Annotated in this window: 18 protein-coding genes, 1 tRNA gene and 1 pseudogene; 4 read left to right on the forward strand and 16 right to left on the reverse strand. The window is 63.0% G+C overall.

Going from position 1 to position 19,515, the window contains the following annotated elements:
* Positions 1 to 2 precede the first annotated feature (2 nt).
* Positions 3 to 92 (forward strand) — tRNA-Ser (locus KYK29_RS13955).
* On the opposite strand, the pseudogene KYK29_RS13965 reads toward KYK29_RS13955, so the two are convergent.
* From KYK29_RS13965 to KYK29_RS13975, 3 genes and pseudogenes are all read right to left on the reverse strand, one after another.
* Positions 63 to 1,712 (reverse strand): annotated as a pseudogene (locus KYK29_RS13965) (recombinase family protein); the annotation flags it as partial. The gene KYK29_RS13955 and the pseudogene KYK29_RS13965 overlap by 30 nt on opposite strands.
* A complete protein-coding gene (locus tag KYK29_RS13970) occupies positions 1,709 to 2,098 on the reverse strand; it encodes an HVO_A0114 family putative DNA-binding protein (protein ID WP_254691515.1) in 390 nt (129 codons plus the stop codon). The gene KYK29_RS13970 and the pseudogene KYK29_RS13965, both read right to left, overlap by 4 nt.
* Positions 2,099 to 2,118: 20 nt before the next feature.
* Complete coding sequence (locus KYK29_RS13975; protein ID WP_254691516.1) at positions 2,119 to 2,433, reverse strand: hypothetical protein; 315 nt, start codon at positions 2,431 to 2,433, stop codon at positions 2,119 to 2,121.
* Positions 2,434 to 2,893: 460 nt separating this feature from the next.
* On the opposite strand from KYK29_RS13975, the gene KYK29_RS13980 reads away from it, so the two are divergent.
* Both KYK29_RS13980 and KYK29_RS13985 read left to right on the forward strand, forming a co-directional pair.
* Complete coding sequence (locus tag KYK29_RS13980; protein ID WP_254691517.1) at positions 2,894 to 5,041, forward strand: ATP-dependent nuclease; 2,148 nt, start codon at positions 2,894 to 2,896, stop codon at positions 5,039 to 5,041.
* Position 5,042: 1 nt separating this feature from the next.
* A complete protein-coding gene (locus KYK29_RS13985) occupies positions 5,043 to 6,878 on the forward strand; it encodes a UvrD-helicase domain-containing protein (RefSeq protein ID WP_254691518.1) in 1,836 nt (611 codons plus the stop codon).
* A gap of 559 nt (positions 6,879 to 7,437) precedes the next feature.
* Here the strand turns inward: KYK29_RS13985 and KYK29_RS13990 are convergent.
* From KYK29_RS13990 to trbB, 11 genes are read right to left on the reverse strand one after another with little or no spacing between them, the layout of a single operon-like run.
* Positions 7,438 to 7,659: a DUF2274 domain-containing protein gene (locus tag KYK29_RS13990; protein ID WP_254691519.1), complete on the reverse strand. Its 222-nt coding sequence runs from the start codon at positions 7,657 to 7,659 to the stop codon at positions 7,438 to 7,440.
* A 2-nt stretch (positions 7,660 to 7,661) separates the two neighbouring features.
* Positions 7,662 to 8,789, reverse strand: a complete 1,128-nt coding sequence (locus KYK29_RS13995) for a TraB/TrbI/VirB10 family type IV secretion system protein (protein WP_254691520.1) — start codon at positions 8,787 to 8,789, stop codon at positions 7,662 to 7,664.
* Positions 8,786 to 9,784, reverse strand: coding sequence for a P-type conjugative transfer protein TrbG (gene trbG / locus KYK29_RS14000; protein WP_254691521.1), 999 nt, complete (start codon positions 9,782 to 9,784; stop codon positions 8,786 to 8,788). Before trbG ends, KYK29_RS13995 begins: the two co-directional genes overlap by 4 nt.
* The gene (gene trbF / locus KYK29_RS14005) at positions 9,781 to 10,470 is read right to left on the reverse strand and encodes a conjugal transfer protein TrbF (RefSeq protein WP_254691522.1); all 690 of its coding nucleotides are present in this window, start codon (positions 10,468 to 10,470) and stop codon (positions 9,781 to 9,783) included. Before trbF ends, trbG begins: the two co-directional genes overlap by 4 nt.
* A complete protein-coding gene (gene trbL, locus KYK29_RS14010; RefSeq protein WP_254691523.1) occupies positions 10,467 to 11,852 on the reverse strand; it encodes a P-type conjugative transfer protein TrbL in 1,386 nt (461 codons plus the stop codon). Before trbL ends, trbF begins: the two co-directional genes overlap by 4 nt.
* 2 nt (positions 11,853 to 11,854) lie before the next feature.
* Positions 11,855 to 12,121 carry a putative entry exclusion protein TrbK-alt gene (gene trbK-alt / locus KYK29_RS14015; protein WP_254691524.1) on the reverse strand — a complete coding sequence of 89 codons (267 nt, stop codon included), beginning with the start codon at positions 12,119 to 12,121 and terminating at the stop codon, positions 11,855 to 11,857.
* A 13-nt stretch (positions 12,122 to 12,134) separates the two neighbouring features.
* Positions 12,135 to 12,911: a P-type conjugative transfer protein TrbJ gene (gene trbJ, locus KYK29_RS14020; RefSeq protein ID WP_254691525.1), complete on the reverse strand. Its 777-nt coding sequence runs from the start codon at positions 12,909 to 12,911 to the stop codon at positions 12,135 to 12,137.
* A complete protein-coding gene (gene trbE, locus KYK29_RS14025; RefSeq protein WP_254691526.1) occupies positions 12,908 to 15,400 on the reverse strand; it encodes a conjugal transfer protein TrbE in 2,493 nt (830 codons plus the stop codon). Before trbE ends, trbJ begins: the two co-directional genes overlap by 4 nt.
* Before the next feature lie 10 nt (positions 15,401 to 15,410).
* Positions 15,411 to 15,692 carry a VirB3 family type IV secretion system protein gene (locus KYK29_RS14030; protein ID WP_018426317.1) on the reverse strand — a complete coding sequence of 94 codons (282 nt, stop codon included), beginning with the start codon at positions 15,690 to 15,692 and terminating at the stop codon, positions 15,411 to 15,413.
* A complete protein-coding gene (locus tag KYK29_RS14035; RefSeq protein WP_254691527.1) occupies positions 15,692 to 16,024 on the reverse strand; it encodes a TrbC/VirB2 family type IV secretion system protein in 333 nt (110 codons plus the stop codon). Before KYK29_RS14035 ends, KYK29_RS14030 begins: the two co-directional genes overlap by 1 nt.
* Positions 16,021 to 17,004, reverse strand: a complete 984-nt coding sequence (gene trbB, locus KYK29_RS14040) for a P-type conjugative transfer ATPase TrbB (RefSeq protein WP_254691528.1) — start codon at positions 17,002 to 17,004, stop codon at positions 16,021 to 16,023. Before trbB ends, KYK29_RS14035 begins: the two co-directional genes overlap by 4 nt.
* A gap of 204 nt (positions 17,005 to 17,208) precedes the next feature.
* Between trbB and KYK29_RS14045 the strand changes: the two genes are divergently transcribed.
* Complete coding sequence (locus KYK29_RS14045) at positions 17,209 to 17,991, forward strand: aminoglycoside adenylyltransferase domain-containing protein (protein WP_254691529.1); 783 nt, start codon at positions 17,209 to 17,211, stop codon at positions 17,989 to 17,991.
* Positions 17,992 to 18,008: 17 nt separating this feature from the next.
* On the opposite strand, the gene KYK29_RS14050 is transcribed toward KYK29_RS14045, so the two are convergent.
* Entirely contained in the window at positions 18,009 to 18,476 is a 468-nt protein-coding gene (locus KYK29_RS14050) for a CopG family transcriptional regulator (RefSeq protein WP_254691530.1), read from the reverse strand.
* 10 nt (positions 18,477 to 18,486) lie between these two features.
* Positions 18,487 to 19,515 (reverse strand): type IV secretory system conjugative DNA transfer family protein (locus KYK29_RS14055; protein ID WP_254691531.1); only part of this gene is annotated, 1,029 nt, incomplete at its 5' end.

A 19,515-nucleotide genomic window follows, 5' to 3' on the forward strand; every position in this document is an offset into this window, starting at 1 on the left:
GCGGAGAGGTGGCAGAGAGGTCGAATGCACCGCACTCGAAATGCGGCATACCTGCAAGGGTATCGTGGGTTCGAATCCCACCCTCTCCGCCATTTCGGTCCGCTTCTGGGCACGCCAATCGCCGCCGATGGCCGCACGTTCTCAGTAAAAAGCGTTCTCAGCAGTTCCGTCTTCGATCCCATGATACGAACGGCATCGTCCGCGACCTCGACTCGTTGCGCCAGCGCGCGCAGGTGATCCCGCCGATAGCCGCCCTCACGGTTGCGGATACGATCGCGCGCAATTTTCGAAAAGCGACGTATCATCTCGGGGCTGATTGCAGAGTGACCGGGACTATCGAGCATGGCTTGAGCGCGATCAGCATCCACACGGGCCTGGTCGCGGATAACCTTGAGACCAACGATCCGCTCCTTCAGCGCCGGATCGTCCAGATCGGCTACACCTGCCTCGATAGCGTCGTAGAGCCTCTTCAGGCGCAGTTCCGATTCTGTGGCCCGTCGTTCCAGCTCATCAATGTGTTGCTTGCGCCGCTCAGCCTGTTCAGAGCGGCGGCCGAGAACGCTGCCAAGGAGCTCCTCAAGCCGTTCAGGATCGAGTAGTCGATCTTCGATGTGGTTGACGACCATGGTGTCGAGCTTGTCCATCGGGATCGCTCGCCCCTTACAACCCGTTTCGCCCTGCCGGGCCTTTATGGAACAGGCATAGTAGCGGTAGCGGCCGCTTTTACCGGTGCGGATGGTCATCGCACCTCCGCAGTTGCCGCAATAGCAGATGCCGGTCAGTAAGGTCGGCCCGACGACCACGCGAGCTGGCAGTTCGGTCTTAGGGTTGCGCGCCTGTAGTAGTGCCTGAACCTGATCGAACGTTTCGCGCTCTATGATCGCCGGGACAGGCACGATGACGATTTCACCCGGTGAGCGCGCATCATTATGCTTGCTGCGCTTGCCCCACTCGTGTTCACCGATATAGGTGCGGCGCGTCAGAACGCGATGGACCTGACCGATACCCCAACGGCCCCCGTCGCGCGTGAAGATGCCTCTCGCATTGAGATATTTGACGATGGCCTTCACACCCATCTGGCCGCTATCGCCATCGCCTTCCAGCGCGAGCCGGTAGATCAAGCGGATCGTGTCGGCATGCAATGGGTCGATCTCCAGCTTTTTCTTGGTCTTGGCACCGCGTTGCTCGGCACCCACGACCCGATAACCAATCGGTGGCAGCGAACCATTCCAGAAGCCCTGACGGGCATTTTCCTTCAAGGCACGGGTGACGTGCTTGGCGTTTTCCTTGGATTGATATTCATCGAACAGCGCCATGATCTGCCGCATCATGACGTGCATGGGATCATCGCCCATTTCCTGGGTGATGGACACCAGCTTGATGCCATTCTTGGCGAGTTTCCTGACGTAAAACTCCAGCTCGAAGTGATCGCGGAAGAACCGGCTGAACGAATGGACCACGACAATGTCAAAGGGCGCAGGCTTGGACGTACCCGCTTCGATCATGCGCTGGAACTCAGGCCGCCGGTCATTGGTCGCCGAGGCACCGGGCTCGACGAAGGTTTCGACAAGCTGAAAGCCGCGCGCTTCGCACCAGGCTTCGCCCTGCCGCTTCTGGTCAGGAATGGAAACATCGTGTTCGGCCTGCCGCGTGGTCGAGACGCGCAGATAGAGAGCGGCCCGCACGGCAATGGTTGGCGATTTAGCATTCATTTGCGGGTTCCTTTCGTCTTGCGGCGTTCGACCAATGGTAGGACCAGCTCTACCCGGTCATGGATGAGCCTGGGCACCAGCCTGAGACCCTTGCCCTTCTCCATGCGGACAAGGCCATAGGCCGCCATGGTTTTGAGTGTTCGGGACAGGTTGGACTTCGCGCGCCCCGTGATCTGTGCCAGTTCCTCTAGCGAATCCGGCTCCTGTTCACGAATTAGGCGAAGCAACTCGCAATTGGCTGGTGAGAGGAGCTTCGCGAATGACATGGTCGAAGAAAACCACACTGTTGGCTCGCCGGGCGTGGGCTTTTCCTCACCCTTGGCGATCCGCATGGTTCGCGCTTTCATTTCCTCTGGATCGGCAATACCGACCTTCAATGTTGACATGGTATCGCCCGATCATCCGGTTAAGGCTTTTCGTTATCATAATACGATAACCTCCTTAAGTCATCGGGCAGATCGACCGGGCCGAACATATCGTCGAACACATCGCCGAACCAACGCTCGAAGACCTGGATCTCGGCCTCGGTGATCGGCACATACTCCGGCCAGTCGTCGATGACGGGGAGCCTTTCGACATCGAAAACGTGCGACGGGCGTCCTCGCGACGGACTCATACGAGGCGCAGGATCGTCGGCGTAGTCGAACAGATCGTCGGGAATTGGTTTGTGGATCGGTCGTCTCGGACATCGTCTCTGGGCCCTATGGTGTTTTTCGTACACGGAAACCTCCTTGGTTCTGGTGGCTCCGGAGCATCGCGGCCCCGCCATCAGTCGAACCATGGAGGGAAGTCGGCGGGCTGTAGCGTGCCGCATTTGTGCCTATGCGCTGGCGGCACCCTTGGACTCACTTCTATGGCAAGTGTGGGGTGGATTCCTGACTGTCCGCTTCTGGGCCACGGAGTTAGGAAAGCAACCATTCAGGTGGCCGCACTTCGGCAGTAGGGTGCACTTAGTGGATGGACGCTCTGAAAACGGACTGCTCGTCTGACTATAATCTAGTGTTATGTTCGCAAGCCTCCCCAGGAAAGAGCGGATCAACGAGATCGATCGGAAATCCGTAGCCAGCACCTACTCTTGCCGACACTTGTGCTTACGCATTTTTGCATTATTAATTTAATATTACGCCGCTGCGCCAAAAATACTGTGTTGGGCGGAACAGACCACATTCCAAGGGGGATCTATGAGGCTCAATTCGGTCGCGATCCGCAATTTCCGACGCCTCGAGAATGTGCTGATCGACATTGAGGATCAGGACACGCTCTTCGTTGGTCCCAACAACAGCGGGAAGACCTCCGCGACGGCGATATTTCGCTGCTTCCTCGGAGGGCGAGAGTTCAGGATCCACGATTTCTCGGTGTCGCGTATGTCCGACTTTGAGGCATTTTCGGCCAGCGGGGACCCATCGAACCTGCCCGAGATCCAACTGGATCTTTGGTTTGCGATCGACCCCGACTCGGTCGCTTACGGCCGCGTCTTTTCGCTTCTACCCAATCTTGAAGACTTCGAGAGCGTCGGCCTTAGGCTGTCTTTCGGCTTCGCGGACCCGGCGAAGCTCCGGACGGCCTACAATGCCGCCTATCCTCCCGAGGAAGATGGCAGCCAGGGCAAGACCCTTTTCCAGTATCTGGCGATGGATACCAACCTCGCTCGGCACAGCATCGTCCGCTTCGCATCCTTGGTGCGGCAAACGGACGAGGAAAATAATGAGTCGATCCATGCTGCCGCGATTGAGCCGGAAGAAGGCAAGCGGCTCCTGAAGCACCTAGTCCGGGTCGAGTTTGTCGACGCGCAGCGCAACATTAACGACGATGAAAGCAGCCGGAGCAACCGGCTATCGTCGGCCTTTGCTGCCTTCTACCGGAAGAACCTTCAGGACGCAGGTCCCGCGGCCGATGCTCACAAGGTCATCGACGAGAACAACTCGCGCTTGACCGATCATTACGAGATCCAGTTTGCGCCCCTTATCGACCTGATAAAGGGCCTGGGCGTTCCCTCCGTCAATGACCGGGACCTCAGGATCATTTCGTCACTCAGTCCGGAAACGGCCCTCAAGGGCAATACCGAGCTTCTGTACGTAGACCCGGCCCGCAAGCACGAGTTGCCTGAACTCTACAACGGCCTAGGGTTCAAGAATCTCATCTATATGGCGATCCAAGTCCGCCATTTTCACTCGCAATGGCTCGCGACGCCTGAAAATCGGCCGCTGTGCCTCCTGATTTTCATTGAAGAGCCCGAGGTCCATCTGCACGCTCAGGTGCAGCAAGCCTTCATCACCAATATCTGGAAAGTGATCAAAGATTCCGCCGAGGCTGCTGGGCTTTCCGACGCAGTCCCCCAGATTGTCGTGACCACTCACTCATCCCATATCCTCGACGCCGTCGATTTCGCGAAGGTGCGCTATTTCCAGCGCTGCCACTCGGCGAACGACGATGCGCCGGGCGGCATCCGTAACGTATCGGACGTTCGCAGCCTTCGCGCGTTCCAGCCGGAAGGGGACATCGTCGATGGGGTCGTCGTGTCGTCCCAGGAAGCTCTCGATTTTCTAAAGCGCTATTTGCGCCTGACTCATTGCGATCTCTTCTTCGCTGACGCCGCGATCCTCGTTGAAGGTGCGGTCGAAAAGTTGCTTCTCCCTATAATGATCGAGAAGTCGGCCAACAAACTGCGCAGCTCCTATCTGACTGTGCTCGAAGTAGGCGGTGCCTATGCCTACCGGTTCGAGGGTCTACTCTCGTTCCTGCGCATTCCCTATCTCGTAATCACCGACCTTGATTCGGTGACGCCGGACGCTGCCGCCAGCGCCTGTCGCGGTGATACGCAGGACGCCCGAACCTCGAATGCGAGTCTCAAGAATATTCTGGGCAAATCGACCGTCGACGAGCTCATGGCCTTGGGAGCAGACGAAAAAATCAGCGACGAGAAAGACTGCTGCATCGCCTTCCAGTGCGATATCACCGTCACCGATCAGGGCAGCCAGCGCGTGATGCGGCCGCGCACGCTTGAAGAGGCGTTCGCGTACGATAATTTCTCGTTGCTACGCGAAGGGAAAATCACGATCGGCAAGGCGATCCCGCACGACCTCGATGCCGCATACCAGACGATTTACGACCGAATCCGTTCCAGCACCTTCAAGAAGACTGATTTCGCCATGAGCCTGCTTGCTGGCGATGAGCTCTGGCAGACTCCAGCCTACATCGCCGAAGGCTTGGTCTGGCTGGAGGCGAAGCTTTACCCGCCGATCGCACAGCCCAACGGGCCTCTCGGTGTAGAGGAGCCAGCGCCCGTTCCGCCTGGCGACGCGCCCGCCGCTCCGCTTGGGCATGGCTGACATGGCGAAAGTTGAAACCCAAGCCGACAAGGATGTTCAGGCATGCCTGGAGGGCGCGGTAAGCTTTGCGCTCGTCGCCGGTGCCGGGTCCGGCAAGACGTCCTCTCTGATCGATGCCCTGGAATGGGTGCGGGAGCACAAGGGAAAGGCCTTGCGACAGAACGGCCAACGCGTCGCCTGCATCACCTATACCAAGCGGGCAGTGGCGGTAATCAGCGAGAGGCTCGGCTTCGACGACCTCTACGCCGTATCGACCTTGCACAGCTTTCTATGGGCGCAGTTCGGACGTTTCCATCTGGACATCCGCCAGGCCCTAGAAAAGCGCCGCCTGCCGGATCTGATCGCGAAGGAGCGCACGAAGGATAACGGCGGCCAGAGCAAAGCAGCGCGCGAGGCCCGGGCAAAGGCCGAACGTTACGAATTGGACCTTGCGGCGCTCGCGGCTGTCGAGCAATTCGATTATGGCGATGCCGTCTATGGAGACTATCCCAATGGCGTCCTCGGGCATGACGATATCATAATCATCGCGTCCTACCTCCTTGAGGAAAATGCAACCTTCCGCCGTATCCTGGGACTGCGCTTCCCGTACATCTTCGTGGACGAGGCCCAAGATACCGCCGAAACAATCGTTCGTGGCCTTAACCTCGCGTGCGAAGACGAGGGTCTGCCGATCGTGGGTTATTTCGGCGATCCCTGGCAGCAGATCTACGATGAGACCAGTGAGGACTTTGCGCCGCCTCTGGCGGGCAAGACGATCACCAAGGTTGAGAATTTTCGCTGTTCGAGGAGCGTGATCCGCTTGCTCAACGGCTTCCGCACGGATGTCGCGCAGGTGCCGGCGGGCAAGAACCAGGATGTGGAGGGCAGTGTCGTCTTCCGCCTGGTGAAAGCGGAGGCTCCGGAAGAACCGCGGAACCGGTATTCAGACGCTCAGACCGAACGCGCACTCGCGCAGATGGATCAGGCAATGGCGGACTGGGGTTGGACCGATCGCGACGACGTCGTGAAGCTTTTTCTCGTTCGCCAGATGATTGCCCGGCGGATGGGCTTTGCCACGCTCAATCGGCTGTTCTCCGGGCAATTCGCGTCCACGCGTGCGCAGGATGCCTTCGAGCGAGGCGAACACTTCCTACTTCTGCCGCTGACGTCCACCATCTGGCCGCTCGTCGAGGCGCACCGCGCTGACAACAGTCGGCGAGTGATCGATATCCTCAGGCAGCAAAGCCCCGCGTTTGCGGTGGATGGCATCAATGCGTCCAAGAGCCTGCGATCCATGGTCGACACGTCAATCGATATCGTCGCCGAGTTGGCGACGCTCTGGGAGGCGGCGACGATCGGCGATATTCTGCGCTGCGCTGCTGACAAACAGATTATCCGGGTCGGCGAGCGGCTACAGGCTAACCTGGTCCGCGATCCCCGCGCCGAAATCTATGATGCCGAGCAGCACGGACTGGAGAAGGGCGACTGGCTCGCCGATACTTTGTTCGGGATGACGACGAGCGAGGTCGCTGCCTACACATCCTTTGTTGGCAAGAACACCGCATTCAGTACCCAGCATGGTGTAAAGGGCGAGGAATATCCCAAGGTACTCGTGGTTTATGACGACGTCGAAGCCGCTTGGCACAACTACAATTTTGGGAAGCTTCTGACGCCTGGGATTTCAGGGGCCGGAACGGATAAGCAAGAGGCCCGTGGCCGCAAGCTCGCTTATGTGTCGTTTTCGCGGGCGCTTGAGGATCTACGGGTCCTGTTCTTCACGACCGATCCTACGGCTGCCCGCGCTGAACTGATCGCGAAAGGCTTGCTCACCGCAGACCAGATCGAACTCATCTCCTGAGTTTGCGGCACGTCGTCTTGCCCCAGCCGTCGGTACGAGCCGGAGCTTGTTCGCGACGCGGGAAAGTACTCTGTCTGCTATCGGCTGAAGTGCCCCAAGCGGAGAGTGCTGTATAGGATGTGCAATTTGGCAACCTTTATGTTGGCAACCGGACCGGCAACTGACGATCTCGGCTCTGCCGATAATGTAGGTCGGTTACCTCATCTTGAAAAACTCGCGTGTTTGAAGGAGCGTGTGAAGAATGCTCCGAGCCGCTCAAGTCGAATGGGAAGCGTTGCGCATGGTGCTCGATCAGGGATGCCGATCGAATGAATGCCGCCACTAACAATCCATTCAGAATCTTGGAAAACCACGGGCTTCTCGAGGGATACTTTAAAAATTTCCCGCGGAGACCGCGCGTCCCGTACAAGTAGGCCCTCTCCGTCGACTTTTGAACTGGCAATACCGGATATACTCGCATGCGTAGTCAGACATGCCACGTTAGCCTATGGCAGCTTTCGGGCGTTCAAGATCCCATAGCGAATGACCGAAAAGGCGTCGGAGGCAGCCGATCACCGCTTTATGAAAGTTCCCGTCGTGCCTTGGCGAACCCGCGATCCGTGGCGATGAAGCGCTCCAGCATGGGCACGATAAGCCTGACGGGATCGGCGGCGGGCTGGCCGCTCTCGCGGGCCAGCACCTCGGCATAGGCGACCAGATCGCGGTTAAGCGGCGCGGGCAGTTCCACCGTCACCTTGACGGGCTTGTCGTCGGGCAGCGGGCCGAGTTTCAGTTTCGTCATGGTCAACCTCCAGTCGGCTCGAACACAAGGTCGCGGGTGACGATGATCCTGACCGGGAAACCGGGCCGGATGGTGAGCGTCGGCGCAACCTGCAACTGACGCTGCACGATCTGCTGGCCTGCCTGATTGACCGTATCCTGCGCCCCGTCTCGGATAGCTCGAACAAGCCGGTCCTCGTCGCTCGTCGCCAGCTCCGTGCCGACTGCGAGCAGCGTGGACAACCCTGCGGCCTTCATCAGGGCCCACCAATGATAATCGACGCTATCCTCAAGCCCGGCATAGCCGCTGGCGTCCGCGCCCGGGAGGCGCTCAAGGACGATGGAACGACCACCGGGCAGGATCAGGCGATTCCACACCAGCAACACGCGGCGCTGGCCGAAGGTCACGCCGTCATCGTATTGGCCGATGATGCGGGTGCCCTGCGGGATCAGCAGCATCGAGCCGGTGGGACTGTCATAGACGTTCTCGGTGACTTGCGCCGTGATCTGCCCCGGAAGGTCGGAACGGATGCCGGTGATGAGCGCGGCCGGGATCACGGCTCCGGCCTGAAGAATATAGGGCGATGCCGGCGGCGCAACGCGATCCGGGGCGACGGTCTGCCGGTCCACCGGCCTGTTGAGGAAAGCTGCATGGCCGTTCTGGTCGTCCGACTGCCCGCCGAAGCCAAGCCCTGCAAGGTCGGGCATGGCGGTGCCGGCTGGCGCTCCCGTGCGCGGACCGAACTGGAAAAAGACGTTGCTCAAGCGCGCGGCTTCTTCCTCGGCCCTGCGGCGTTCTTCCTCTGGATCGACGGCGGGCGTCGCCATGACGGGCGGTGCAACCGGCTGGCCCCTGTTCTGAGCATCGAGGATGGGGCGGCCCAAATCTCCGGGCAGCGCGGGGCCGAGAACCGGGCCGGTATAGTCGCGTGGCAAGCCGGACAGGCCGTCCGCCGTGGGCCGGTTCTCGGTAGAATAGAGTTCCTCGCCGCCCGGTCCTACATCGCGGGTCTGGAGAGCGTAGATGAGCGCCCCGCCGATGCCGAGCAAGGCGACGGCACCGACGCCTGCCAGTATCTTGCGGGACAGGCGGGTGACGCGGGGCGATTCAGCGCGCAGGCGCATGGGGGCGGCGGTATCGGTATCGCTCATGAGGACGATCCTCCCGAGGTCGTGCTGGCTGGCTCTGCTGCGGCCTGCGTGGGGTTGGTGCGGACGATCCTGACGACCTGCTGGCGGTTGCCGCTGCCAAGGCGCAGCTCGGCCGCGCCGAACAGGCGGTCCACGATCAGGACGTTCTGGTGGATGCGGGAATTGACGATTTGCGGCTCGCCGTTCGCGCCAAGCACGAAGATGGGCGGCATCTCGCCCTGCACGATCCCGGCCGGGAAGACGACATAGACGCGCCGTCCATCGTCGAAAACGGAAACCGGCCGCCATGGCGGGCTGTCGCCCTGCACCTGCAAGGCGTAGCGATAATTCCGCGCCGCTTCGGCCGGAATGATCGGCGCGGCCAGAACGGCTCGGCGCTGGCCGGGCGTTGCGGGATAGGACCATGCGACGGAAGGCATGTAGAGTGATTCCCGCGCGCGCAGCTCGATCATGTAGGTGCGCCGGTCGGTGGTGACGACAAGGTTGGTGGAAATGTCCGGGCGTGTCGGCTTCACGAGGATATGGACACGGCGGTTTGCACCGCTGCCGCTCTCGGTGTCGCCGATGATCCAGCGGGCGGTGTCGCCCGCCGCAATCGGCCCCGCGCCTGTCAGGCTCTCGCCCGGCTCCAGCGCTATCGTCGTGATCTGCCCGACTGCGGCATAGACCTGATAGAGCGCGCCTTCCGACCACGGATATATCTGGATGGCGTTGTAGTAACCGGCGCGGCGCGGCTCGACGCGGGCGGCGGCATTGGCGTTCTCGACGCGGCCGGTCGGCGTGCCGGCAGCCGTGCCGCCGCGTGCGACGGTCCATGCCGGGGGCACATGCAACGGCCGGGGCGTGTTGTCGGCTGCTGCCGCCTGCACGGTCGGCAGCGGCGGCACGCTGGCATCGTAGCTGAATTGCGGCGTCCGGTTGGTGGCGCAGCCTGCGAGCATGGTGGCCAAAAGCAGCACGGCCGCGATTGTCGGGGTGCGGGTGATCGTCCTCATTGGCTCATCTCCCGCGACCACGAAATTGCATTGACATAGATTCCCAACGGGTTGGCGCGCAGGCGCTCGGCGTCGCGCGGTGGCTGGATGACGATGGTGAGGATGGCTGTCCATCGCTCGGTCGTGGCGAGCTGGCCGTTCTCGAAATGGCGTTCGGTCCACGCCACGCGGAAACTGTTCGGCGATGCGCGGATGACGCTCGAGACTTCGACGGCGACCTGCTGACGGCCGACCTTGGCGAAAGGATCATTGGCGCGGGCGTAGTCGTTGAGCGCCGCCGCGCCGCGATCCGTGGTCCACTCATAGGCGCGAAGCCAGTTCTGGCGGACAATGATCGCGTCGGCCGGGATCGCGCGCACCTGCTCGATGAAGCGGCCGAGATGGAAAGCAATCTGCGGGTCGGTCGGGCGATAGTCGGCGGCGGCCGGTGCGACGGTCTGCGCCTGCCCGAGATTATCGACCTGCACCACCCACGGCACCACGGTCCCGCGTGCGGATTGCCAGACCAGCGCCGAGGCGAAGGCGGCCGAAAGGATCAGCGAGCCGAAGGCCATGAGCCGCCAGTTTCTCGCCTGCACGCGGGCCGATCCGATGCGCTCGTCCCATGCCTGCGCGGCCTTCTGATAGGGCGTCTCGGGTTCCGGCGATTTGCCGTAGTGGGTTGCTGGTCGTTTGAAGATGCTCATGAGCGGTCACTTTCGGAAAGGTTGACGGAGGAACCGGAGCCGTGGCTGTCGCCGGAGCGGACGGCATGGGCTGTCATGGTGGTGCCGTGGTTGAGGGCTTGCCGGCGCTGCATCCGCTGCGCCCAAGCCGGAGGACCATCGGGGGAAGTCGGCGGCGCGGCGGCCGGGGCGGCGCTCGCGCCGCCGACCGTGCCCATGGTCGAGCTGCCGCCGGTCGAGCCGAAGCCGGCCTTTGCGCCAGCGGAGAAGCTGGACTTAACGCTTTCGCTTGCCTGGGATGTTGCGCTGGAGGCTGCGCGTTTGAGCGGCGAGACGACGGCCGAGCCTGCCGCTCGGGCGACACCGCCGAGGCCGGAGGCAACGCCCGCCGCCCCGGTCTGGCCGAGCGAGCCGAGGCTATAGGCAGCGGTCGCCGCGCCCGCGGCCGTTGCGCCTCCGCGAACGGCCGCGGCTCCACTGGACAGGGCAGCAGCGCCACCCTTCGCGGCAAGCATGGCCCCGCCACCGGCCGCCGCGCCGCCCGCAAGCACCATGCCGCCAGCAGCGAGGCCGGTTCCCACGGCTGCGCCCGCGCCGAGCTGCGGGCCGCCCGAGACGATGCCGCTGGCGATGCCGGGGCCGAAGATGCCGAGGCCGAGCAGCGACAGCGCGGCGAGCACAATCGCCATGGCGTCGTCGATGGTCGGGGTTGCCCCGCCGAAACCGGCCGTGAATTGCGAAAACAAGGTGCTGCCGATGCCGATGATGACGGCGAGCACCAAGACCTTAATGCCGGATGACACCACGTTGCCGAGCACCTTTTCGGCCATGAAGGCGGTCTTGCCGAAAAGGCCGAAGGGGATGAGGACGAAGCCGGCTAGCGTGGTCAGCTTGAACTCGATCAGCGTCACGAAAAGCTGGATGGCGAGGATGAAGAAAGCCAGCACGACCAGCGCCCATGCGAACAGCAGGCACGCGATCTGGATGAAGTTCTCGAAGAAGGCGATCCAGCCCATCAGGTCGGAAATGGAATCGAGCAGCGGGCGGCCGGCGTCGAGGCCGGTCTGCGCCACGCGGCCCGGCCGCATCAGGTCGGTGACAGAAAAGCCGGTGCCCGACGCCATGAGGCCGAGGTCGGCGAAGCTCTCAAAGACGATCCGCGCTAGATTGTTCCAGTTGGAAATGATGTAGGCGAAGACGCCGACGAACAGGGTCTTTTTGACCAACCGGGCGATGATGTCGTCATCCGCGCCCCATGCCCAAAACAGTGCGGCGAGCGTAATGTCGATGACGATGAGCGTCGTGGCTATGAAGGCGACCTCGCCGCTGAGCAGCCCGAACCCGCTGTCGATGTAGGAGGTGAAGACCCCGAGAAAATTGTCGATGACGCCCGTGCTGCCCATGGTCAGCGCGCCCCGCTGCGGTCACGGCCGAGGAAACGGTCGCGGGATTCAGCCCATGCGGCGAGGCAGTCGGCGTCACTCGCCGCCGCCTCGCCGAGCTGTTGGCAATGGCGCAGGTTCTCGCGCAGGGGATCGGCCGGCGGCTGGAGGGTCGGCGCGGGTGGTGACGCGGAAGGTTCGTCCTTCCGCGCCATGTCGATTGCGGTCGCCGTGACGGCGATGGCGATGAATACAACGGCCCCGAGCCGCGCCAGCATCTTGCCGTCCATGGCGAGCCTCCCGTCAGTTGTTGCCGTTGTTGAACATCTGCGCATTGCCCGGCTGGTAGCCGGTGCTCGGCGTCAGGAACCGCTCACGCTGGATGCGGCCTTGCTCTGCGGCGGTCGCGCGCTCGGCCTCGGTGAGCGCATCGGCCCGCCCGTTCGCCGAGATGACCGCGATCAGGTCGGAAAGCTGCTGCGACTGGAGGGCAAGGAGCTGGTTGCCGGCCTGCGTGGCTTGCAGCGCGCCGGTCGCGCCTTGGCTCTGGCCGACAAGCGCGGCCATCTCGGCGCGATTGCTGTCGATATTGCCGACCGCGCCAGCCTGCACGCGCATGGCGTCCTGCAAGCCGCCAACCGTATTTTCCCAACGGCCGCGCGCATCGGCGACCAGTTGTGCGCCGGTCGCCGATAGCGAGACATTGCCGTATTGGCTCTGGAACGCTTGGTCGATCTGGCCGACCTCGAATGCGAGATTTTGGGCCTGCCCGAGAAGCTGCTGCGTGCGGCTCACGTTCTGCTGGAGCTGCTGGAGCGAGTTATACGGCAGGCTCGCCAGATTGCGGGCCTGATTGATGAGCATCGTCGCCTCGTTCTGGAGGCTCTGAATCTGGTTGTTGATCTGCTCCAGCGTGCGCGCGGCCGTAAGCACGTTCTCGGCATAGTTGGAGGGATCGAAGACGATCCGGCCGAAGCCGAATTGCGCATGGGCCGGACTTGCCAGCATGGGCGAAAGCGCGACGGGCACGGCGAGCGCCAGCGCGAGGGCCGAAGCCCCGACGATCTTGGGATAGGTCATGGAAGAATCTCCTGTGTGGGGTGGGTATCGAGCCGGGCCGGCGCGGCGGACTCCGGCCGGTCGGCAAGATTGGTGAGGTTCGGGATCAGGTCGGCCGCCCACTCGACGCCGCGATGGCGCAGCCAGCCGGCGAGGAAACCGGCGCGGCCGTGCTCGGCATGGATGCGCGCGATTTCGGTCTGGTCGGATTTGGCGGATGCGGCGCAGAGCGCGAGGCCGACTTCGGATAGGCCAAGCTCGAACAGGCGATTGCCCCTGCGGCTTTGGCAGTAATAATCCCGCTTGGGCGTGGCCCGTGCGACGATTTCGATCTGCCTGTCATTGAGGCCGAAGCGGCGATAGATGGCCGTGATCTGCGGCTCGATGGCGCGCTCGTTCGGCAGCAAGAGCCGCGTCGGGCAGCTCTCGATAATCGCGGGCGCGATGTTGCTGCCGTCGATGTCGGACAGGCTTTGCGTGGCGAAGATGACGCTGGCGTTCTTCTTGCGCAGCGTTTTCAGCCATTCGCGGAGCTGGCTGGCGAAACCCTCGTCGTCGAGCGCAAGCCAGCCTTCATCTATGATGAGCAGCGTGGGGCGGCCGTCGAGCCGGTCGCCGATACGATGGAACAGATAGGCGAGCACGGCGGGAGCCGTGCCGGTCCCGACCAGCCCCTCAATCTCGAACGCCTGCACATCGGCCGAGCCGAGATGTTCGGCTTCGGCGTCGAGAAGCCTGCCATGAGCACCGCCGACGCAGAACGGCCGGAGCGCCTGTTTCAGATCGTTGGATTGCAGCAGCACCGCAAGGCCGGTGATCGTGCGTTCCTCGACCGGGGCCGAGGCCAGCGAAGTCAGCGCCGTCCAAAGATATTCCTTCACCTCGGGCGTGATGGCGATGCCTTCGCGCATGAGGATGGCGGCGATCCAGTCCGCCGCCCATGCGCGTTCATAGGTGTCGTGGATGCGGGCAAGTGGCTGGAGCGAAACGGACGCCTCGTCCCCTTCCGTGAGACCACCGCCCAAATCGTGCCAGTCGCCGCCCATGGCGAGCGCGGCGGCGCGGATGCTGCCGCCGAAGTCGAAGGCGAAGACTTGGCTGGCCGTATAGCGCCGGAACTGCAAGGCCATGAGGGCAAGCAACACGCTCTTACCCGCGCCCGTGGGGCCAACGACAAGAGTGTGGCCTACGTCGCCGACATGGAGACTTAGCCGGAACGGGGTTGAGCCTTCGGTCCTAGCGTATAGCAATGGAGCGTCGCCGAAATGCTCGTCCCGTTCCGGCCCCGCCCACACCGCCGAAAGCGGGATCATGTGGGCGAGATTCAAAGTGCTGATGGGCGGCTGGCGGACATTCGCGTAGGCGTGTCCGGGCAGGCTGCCGAGCCACGCGTCCACCGCGTTGACGCTCTCGGGCATGGCGGTGAAGTCACGGCCCTGAACGATCTTCTCGACCAGGCGCAGCTTCTCGTCGGCAAGGCGCGGGTCGGCATCCCAAACGGTGACGGTCGCCGTGACGTAGGCCATGCCCGCCACGTCCGCCCCAAGCTCCTGCAACGCCATGTCGGCGTCGAGCGCCTTGTTGGCGGCGTCGGTGTCCACAAGCGCGGACGCCTCGTTCGTCATGACCTCTTTCAAGATCGCGGCGACGCTCTTGCGCTTGGCGAACCATTGGCGACGGATGCGGGTCAGCAGCCGGGTCGCATCGGTCTTGTCGAGTAGGATCGCGCGCGTGCTCCACCTGTAGGGGAACGGCAGCCGGTTCATTTCGTCGAGCAGGCCCGGCGTCGTCGCGGTCGGGAATCCCACGATGGTCAGCACGCGCAGATGCGCGTCGCCAAGGCGCGGCTCCAGCCCGCCGGTCAACGGTTGGTCGGCGAGCAGCGCGTCGAGGTGCATCGGCACCTCGGGCACGCGCACACGATGCCGGTTGGTCGAGATGGTGGAATGGAGATAGGTCAGCGTCGCGCCGTCATCCAACCAACGGCACTCCGGCATGAAGCCGTCGAGCAAGGCCAGCACGCGGTCGGTGCGGTCGATGAAGCCGCGCAGCAACCCCCACGGGTCCACGCCCGTTTTCTCGCGGCCCTCGTAGAGCCATGTTTCCGCGCGGGCGGCTTCCTCGGACGGAGGCAGATAAAGGAAGGTCAGGAAGTAGCCAGACACGAAATGCGCGCCCGCTTCCTCGAAACCGGCTTTCCGCTCCGCATCGACCAGCGCCGACGCGGGATCGGGAAAGGTGCTGTCGGGATAGGTCGCCGCCTCGCTGCGCTGCGCCTCCACGAAGATGCTCCAGCCGGAGCCGAGGCGGCGCACGGCGTTGTTGATGCGGCCGGCGACGGCGACCAGTTCGGCCGCCACGGCGGAATCCAGATCGGGACCGCGAAACTTCGCCGTCCTCTGAAAACTCCCATCCTTGTTCAAGACGACGCCGGAGCCGACCAATGCGGCCCATGGCAGATAATCGGCGAGCCGGGTGGCGGTGCGGCGGTATTCTGCAAGGTTCATCATGGCCGCGCCCTCACACCGACAGAAAAGCCGGGATGCGGATATGCTGCCGCCCGACCTCGACGAATTGGGGATCGCGTTTCGCCGCCCACACGGCCGCGAAATGCCCGATGGCCCAGATGGCGATGCCGACAAGCCAGAGGCGCAGGCCGAGGCCCACGGCCCCGGCCAGCGTGCCGTTCATGATGGCGATGGCGCGGGGAGCGCCGCCGAGCAGGATATGCTCGGTCAGCGCCCGATGGACGGGGATCGTGAAGCCCGGCACCGCGTCGAGCTGTTCGAGGCCGCCCGCCATCAAACGAGCGCCCCGCCGCCGAAGCTGAAAAAGCTCAAGAAGAACGAGCTGGCCGCGAAGGCGATGGACAGGCCGAATACGATCTGGATCAGGCGACGGAAGCCGCCGCTGGTGTCGCCGAACGCGAGGGTGAGGCCGGTCACGATGATGATGATGACGGCGATGATCTTGGCGACCGGCCCCTCGATGGACTGGAGGATTTGCTGCAAGGGCTGTTCCCATGGCATCGACGAACCAGACGCATGGGCGGCCGGGGCGAGCATGAGACTGATGGCAAGGGCGGATGCGGCGGTCGCCATGCGGCGATAGCCGCGCGAAGGCGTGCGGATCATTGGGGTTCTCCTGTGCTGGTTTGAATTGCGGGGGTGATGCGGTAGTCGCCGTCCGGCCCCAGCCCCTCGACGCGGGCGAGTTCGGCCAGCCGGCGCGCGGAACCGCGCCCGGAAAGGACAGCAACAAGGTCGATGGTCTCCGCGATCAGTGCGCGGGGGACGGTGACGACAGCCTCCTGAATGAGCTGTTCGAGACGGCGCAGCGAGCCGATGCCGGTGCCGGCATGGATGGTGCCGATGCCGCCGGGGTGCCCCGTGCCCCACGCTTTCAGAAGGTCGAGAGCTTCCGCGCCGCGCACCTCGCCGATGGGGACGCGGTCGGGGCGCAGGCGAAGCGAGGACCGCACCAGATCGGAAAGCGTCGCCACGCCGTCTTTCGTCCGCATGGCGACAAGGTTGGGCGCGGCGCATTGCAGTTCGCGCGTGTCCTCGATGATGACGACGCGATCCGCCGTCTTCGCCACCTCGGCGAGCAGCGCGTTGGTCAGGGTGGTTTTGCCGGTCGAGGTGCCGCCCGCCACGAGGATGTTGGCGCGGGTTGCGACGGCTTCACGCAGCGTTTCCGCCTGATCGGCGGACATGATGCCGGCTGCCACATAGTCGTCGAGCGTGAACACCGCGACGGCGGGTTTGCGGATGGCGAAGGTGGGCGCGGCGACCACGGGCGGCAAAAGGCCCTCGAACCGTTCTCCGCTCTCGGGCAGCTCGGCCGAAACGCGCGGGCTGCGGGCATGAACCTCTGCGCCGACATGATGCGCGACCAGCCGCACGATGCGTTCACCATCGGCGGCCGACAGCCGTTCGCCCGTGTCGGAAAGCCCTTCAGACAGCCGATCCACCCAAAGGCGGCCGTCCGGGTTCAACATCACCTCGACCACGGCCGAGTCTTCGAGCAGCCGGGCGATTGCGGGGCCGAGCGCGGTGCGCAACATGCGCGCGCCGCGCGCAATGGCTTCCGGTCTTTGGTGGTTGGTGGTCATGTCGGCCCCGGCTTCTGGCGGGGCGCAACAGGCGGTCCCCGGACGGGGTCGATTAAGAGAGACCGAAATGCGGCCGGTTCAACAAGTATCTAACTGTGTGCGGTGATCGGCGGCTATCGGCGGTAAATAGGATGGGTGCGCGCAACTGGATTGCGCTACACGCTACCATGTCGATGGTAACTGCGAATCCTGAAGTGTGATGATATGCAAGCAGAGAAGAACCAAGAACAGATATCAACAGTGGTAGCAGCGCTACGCAACATTTTTGGAAATAGCCTGATCGCTGTTTATCTTCATGGCTCAGGGGTTTCAGGCGAACTCCGACCGCAAAGCGATATCGACCTCCTTGCAGTCGTGGATCGTGGCATGACTGAGGATGAGCGGGCCGTGCTTCTCGCATCGTTGCTTCCACTTTCAGGTCGCCATCCGGCGGTTCCGAACGGACCACGTTGTCTAGAGGTGATGGTGTTTTCCCGGTTCGATCTTGCCCGCCGCCTGTACCCGGCTCGGGCCGAGTTCGTTTTCGGCGAGTGGCTGCGTGACGCATTCGAAGCAGGTGAAACACCGATGCCTCAACATGACCCCGAGTTTACGTTGGTCCTTGCACAAGCTAGGCAAGAAGCCAGTCCCCTGTTCGGGCCGCACGCGAATGAATTTTTGCCCGACGTTCCAGAACAGCTCGTCCGCGAGGCTATTCGCGACTTGCTCCCAACGTTGCTGGCTGCCTTGAATGAGGACACCCGGAATGTCTTGCTGACGCTTGCAAGGATGTGGCGCACCGCTAGCAGCGGAGCATTCGTTAGTAAGAATGAGGCCGCGATCTGGGCGCTCCCTAAACTCAACGAGCAGGACGCTTCGACACTGGATTATGCGAGACAAGCATACCTTGGCGAAGTCCAAGACAATGACTGGCAGAACCGCCGAGATGCAGCCAAGCGGCTAGCCGAACAACTGGCGCTGAATGTTACCGAGGCTATGGCAACCTAGGACTAAACGCCGATAATTCAGGCCGTATTCTGTTCAATCGGTCCATCCTGTGTTGGCTCGCCAGGTATGTCCCGCGACAGCTCCTTGAGAAACCTGTCGCCTGTCGCCAGACGCCGGCCGAGGGTTTGCATGAAACCCTCGAAGCGCTCCGCGCCTTTGGCGCGGGCAGCGGATTGTGCGGCTCCCGTAAGCGGCGGCGTGATGGTCATCCAGAAATGGATGAACTGCGCGACCGTCTCGCCGAGGACGGCGAGGTCCAGGTCGAGCGTGTCGATCTGGCGGCCGAGCTTATCCAAGCGGCGCGACATGGCAGCTTCGAGCTGGTCGTCGGCATCGCCGGACAGGTAGGACATGACCGCCGCCTCCACGATGGCGGATTTCGAGACATTGCGGCGCAACGCCACCGAGCGACGCAGCGCTATCGCCTCGATCTGCGGAATGAGCGCGGGGTCGAAATAGAGATTCAGGCGGGTTCTGGTTGCCATGGGCGTATCCTCAAAGCTCGATTCCATCATCGGGGTTCATCGCCACCTGCCGCGCCACCATCCTCATGCGCTGGCGCATGGCACGGGCTTTGGCTGCGTCAACGTCTGGCTCGTCATCCAGAAACTCGAACTCCTGTTCGGGCGACGGCGGCGAGGCGACGATTTCCTCTTGGCTTGGCAATTCCGGCTCGCGGCGGATGCCGGCATTGGCCGGATCGCCCTCGGTCCCGTCTGCCGCGTCGGTCGCGGAACGGCTTTCCGCCGCGACCACGCGGCCGGACCAATCATCGGCGGATGGGCTGGGCGCCAGCGGAGCGGCGACCAGATCGGGCGGGGTCAGGATGCGCTCCTGAAACCGAGCATCTTCGAAATAGCGCGCCTTGGTCGCGCGGATCGGCGGCGTGCCCGCAACCATCACGATTTCCTCGGTAGGCGGAAGCTGCATGATTTCGCCCGGCGTGAGCAGTGGCCGGGCCGTCTCCTGCCGGGAAACCATCAAATGCCCGAGCCATGGAGCCAGTCTGTGCCCGGCATAGTTGGTGGAATCGCGCAGCTCGGTTGCGGTGCCGAGCGCATCGCTCACCCGCTTGGCGGTGCGCTCGTCGTTGGTGGCGAAGCTGACGCGCACATGGCAGTTGTCGAGGATCGCGTTGTTTGGCCCATAGGCACGCTCGATCTGGTTGAGGCTCTGCGCGATCAAAAAGCTCTTGAGGCCGTAGCCCGCCATGAAGGCCAAGGCGGACTCGAAAAAATCCAACCTGCCCAATGCCGGAAACTCGTCGAGCATCAACAGCAAGCGATGGCGCTTGCCGGAGTTGGTCAAGTCCTCGGTCAACCGCCTGCCGATCTGGTTGAGGATCAGGCGGATGAGCGGTTTGGTGCGGTTGATGTCGGATGGCGGCACGACCAGATAGAGCGTGACGGGCTGGCGGCTGCCGACCAGATCGGCAATGCGCCAATCGCAGCGTGCCGTCACCCGCGCCACCACGGGATCGCGGTAGAGGCCGAGAAACGACATGGCGGTGGAGAGCACGCCCGA

It is taken from the genome of Shinella daejeonensis (assembly GCF_024281235.1).
Classification (GTDB): domain Bacteria; phylum Pseudomonadota; class Alphaproteobacteria; order Rhizobiales; family Rhizobiaceae; genus Shinella; species Shinella daejeonensis.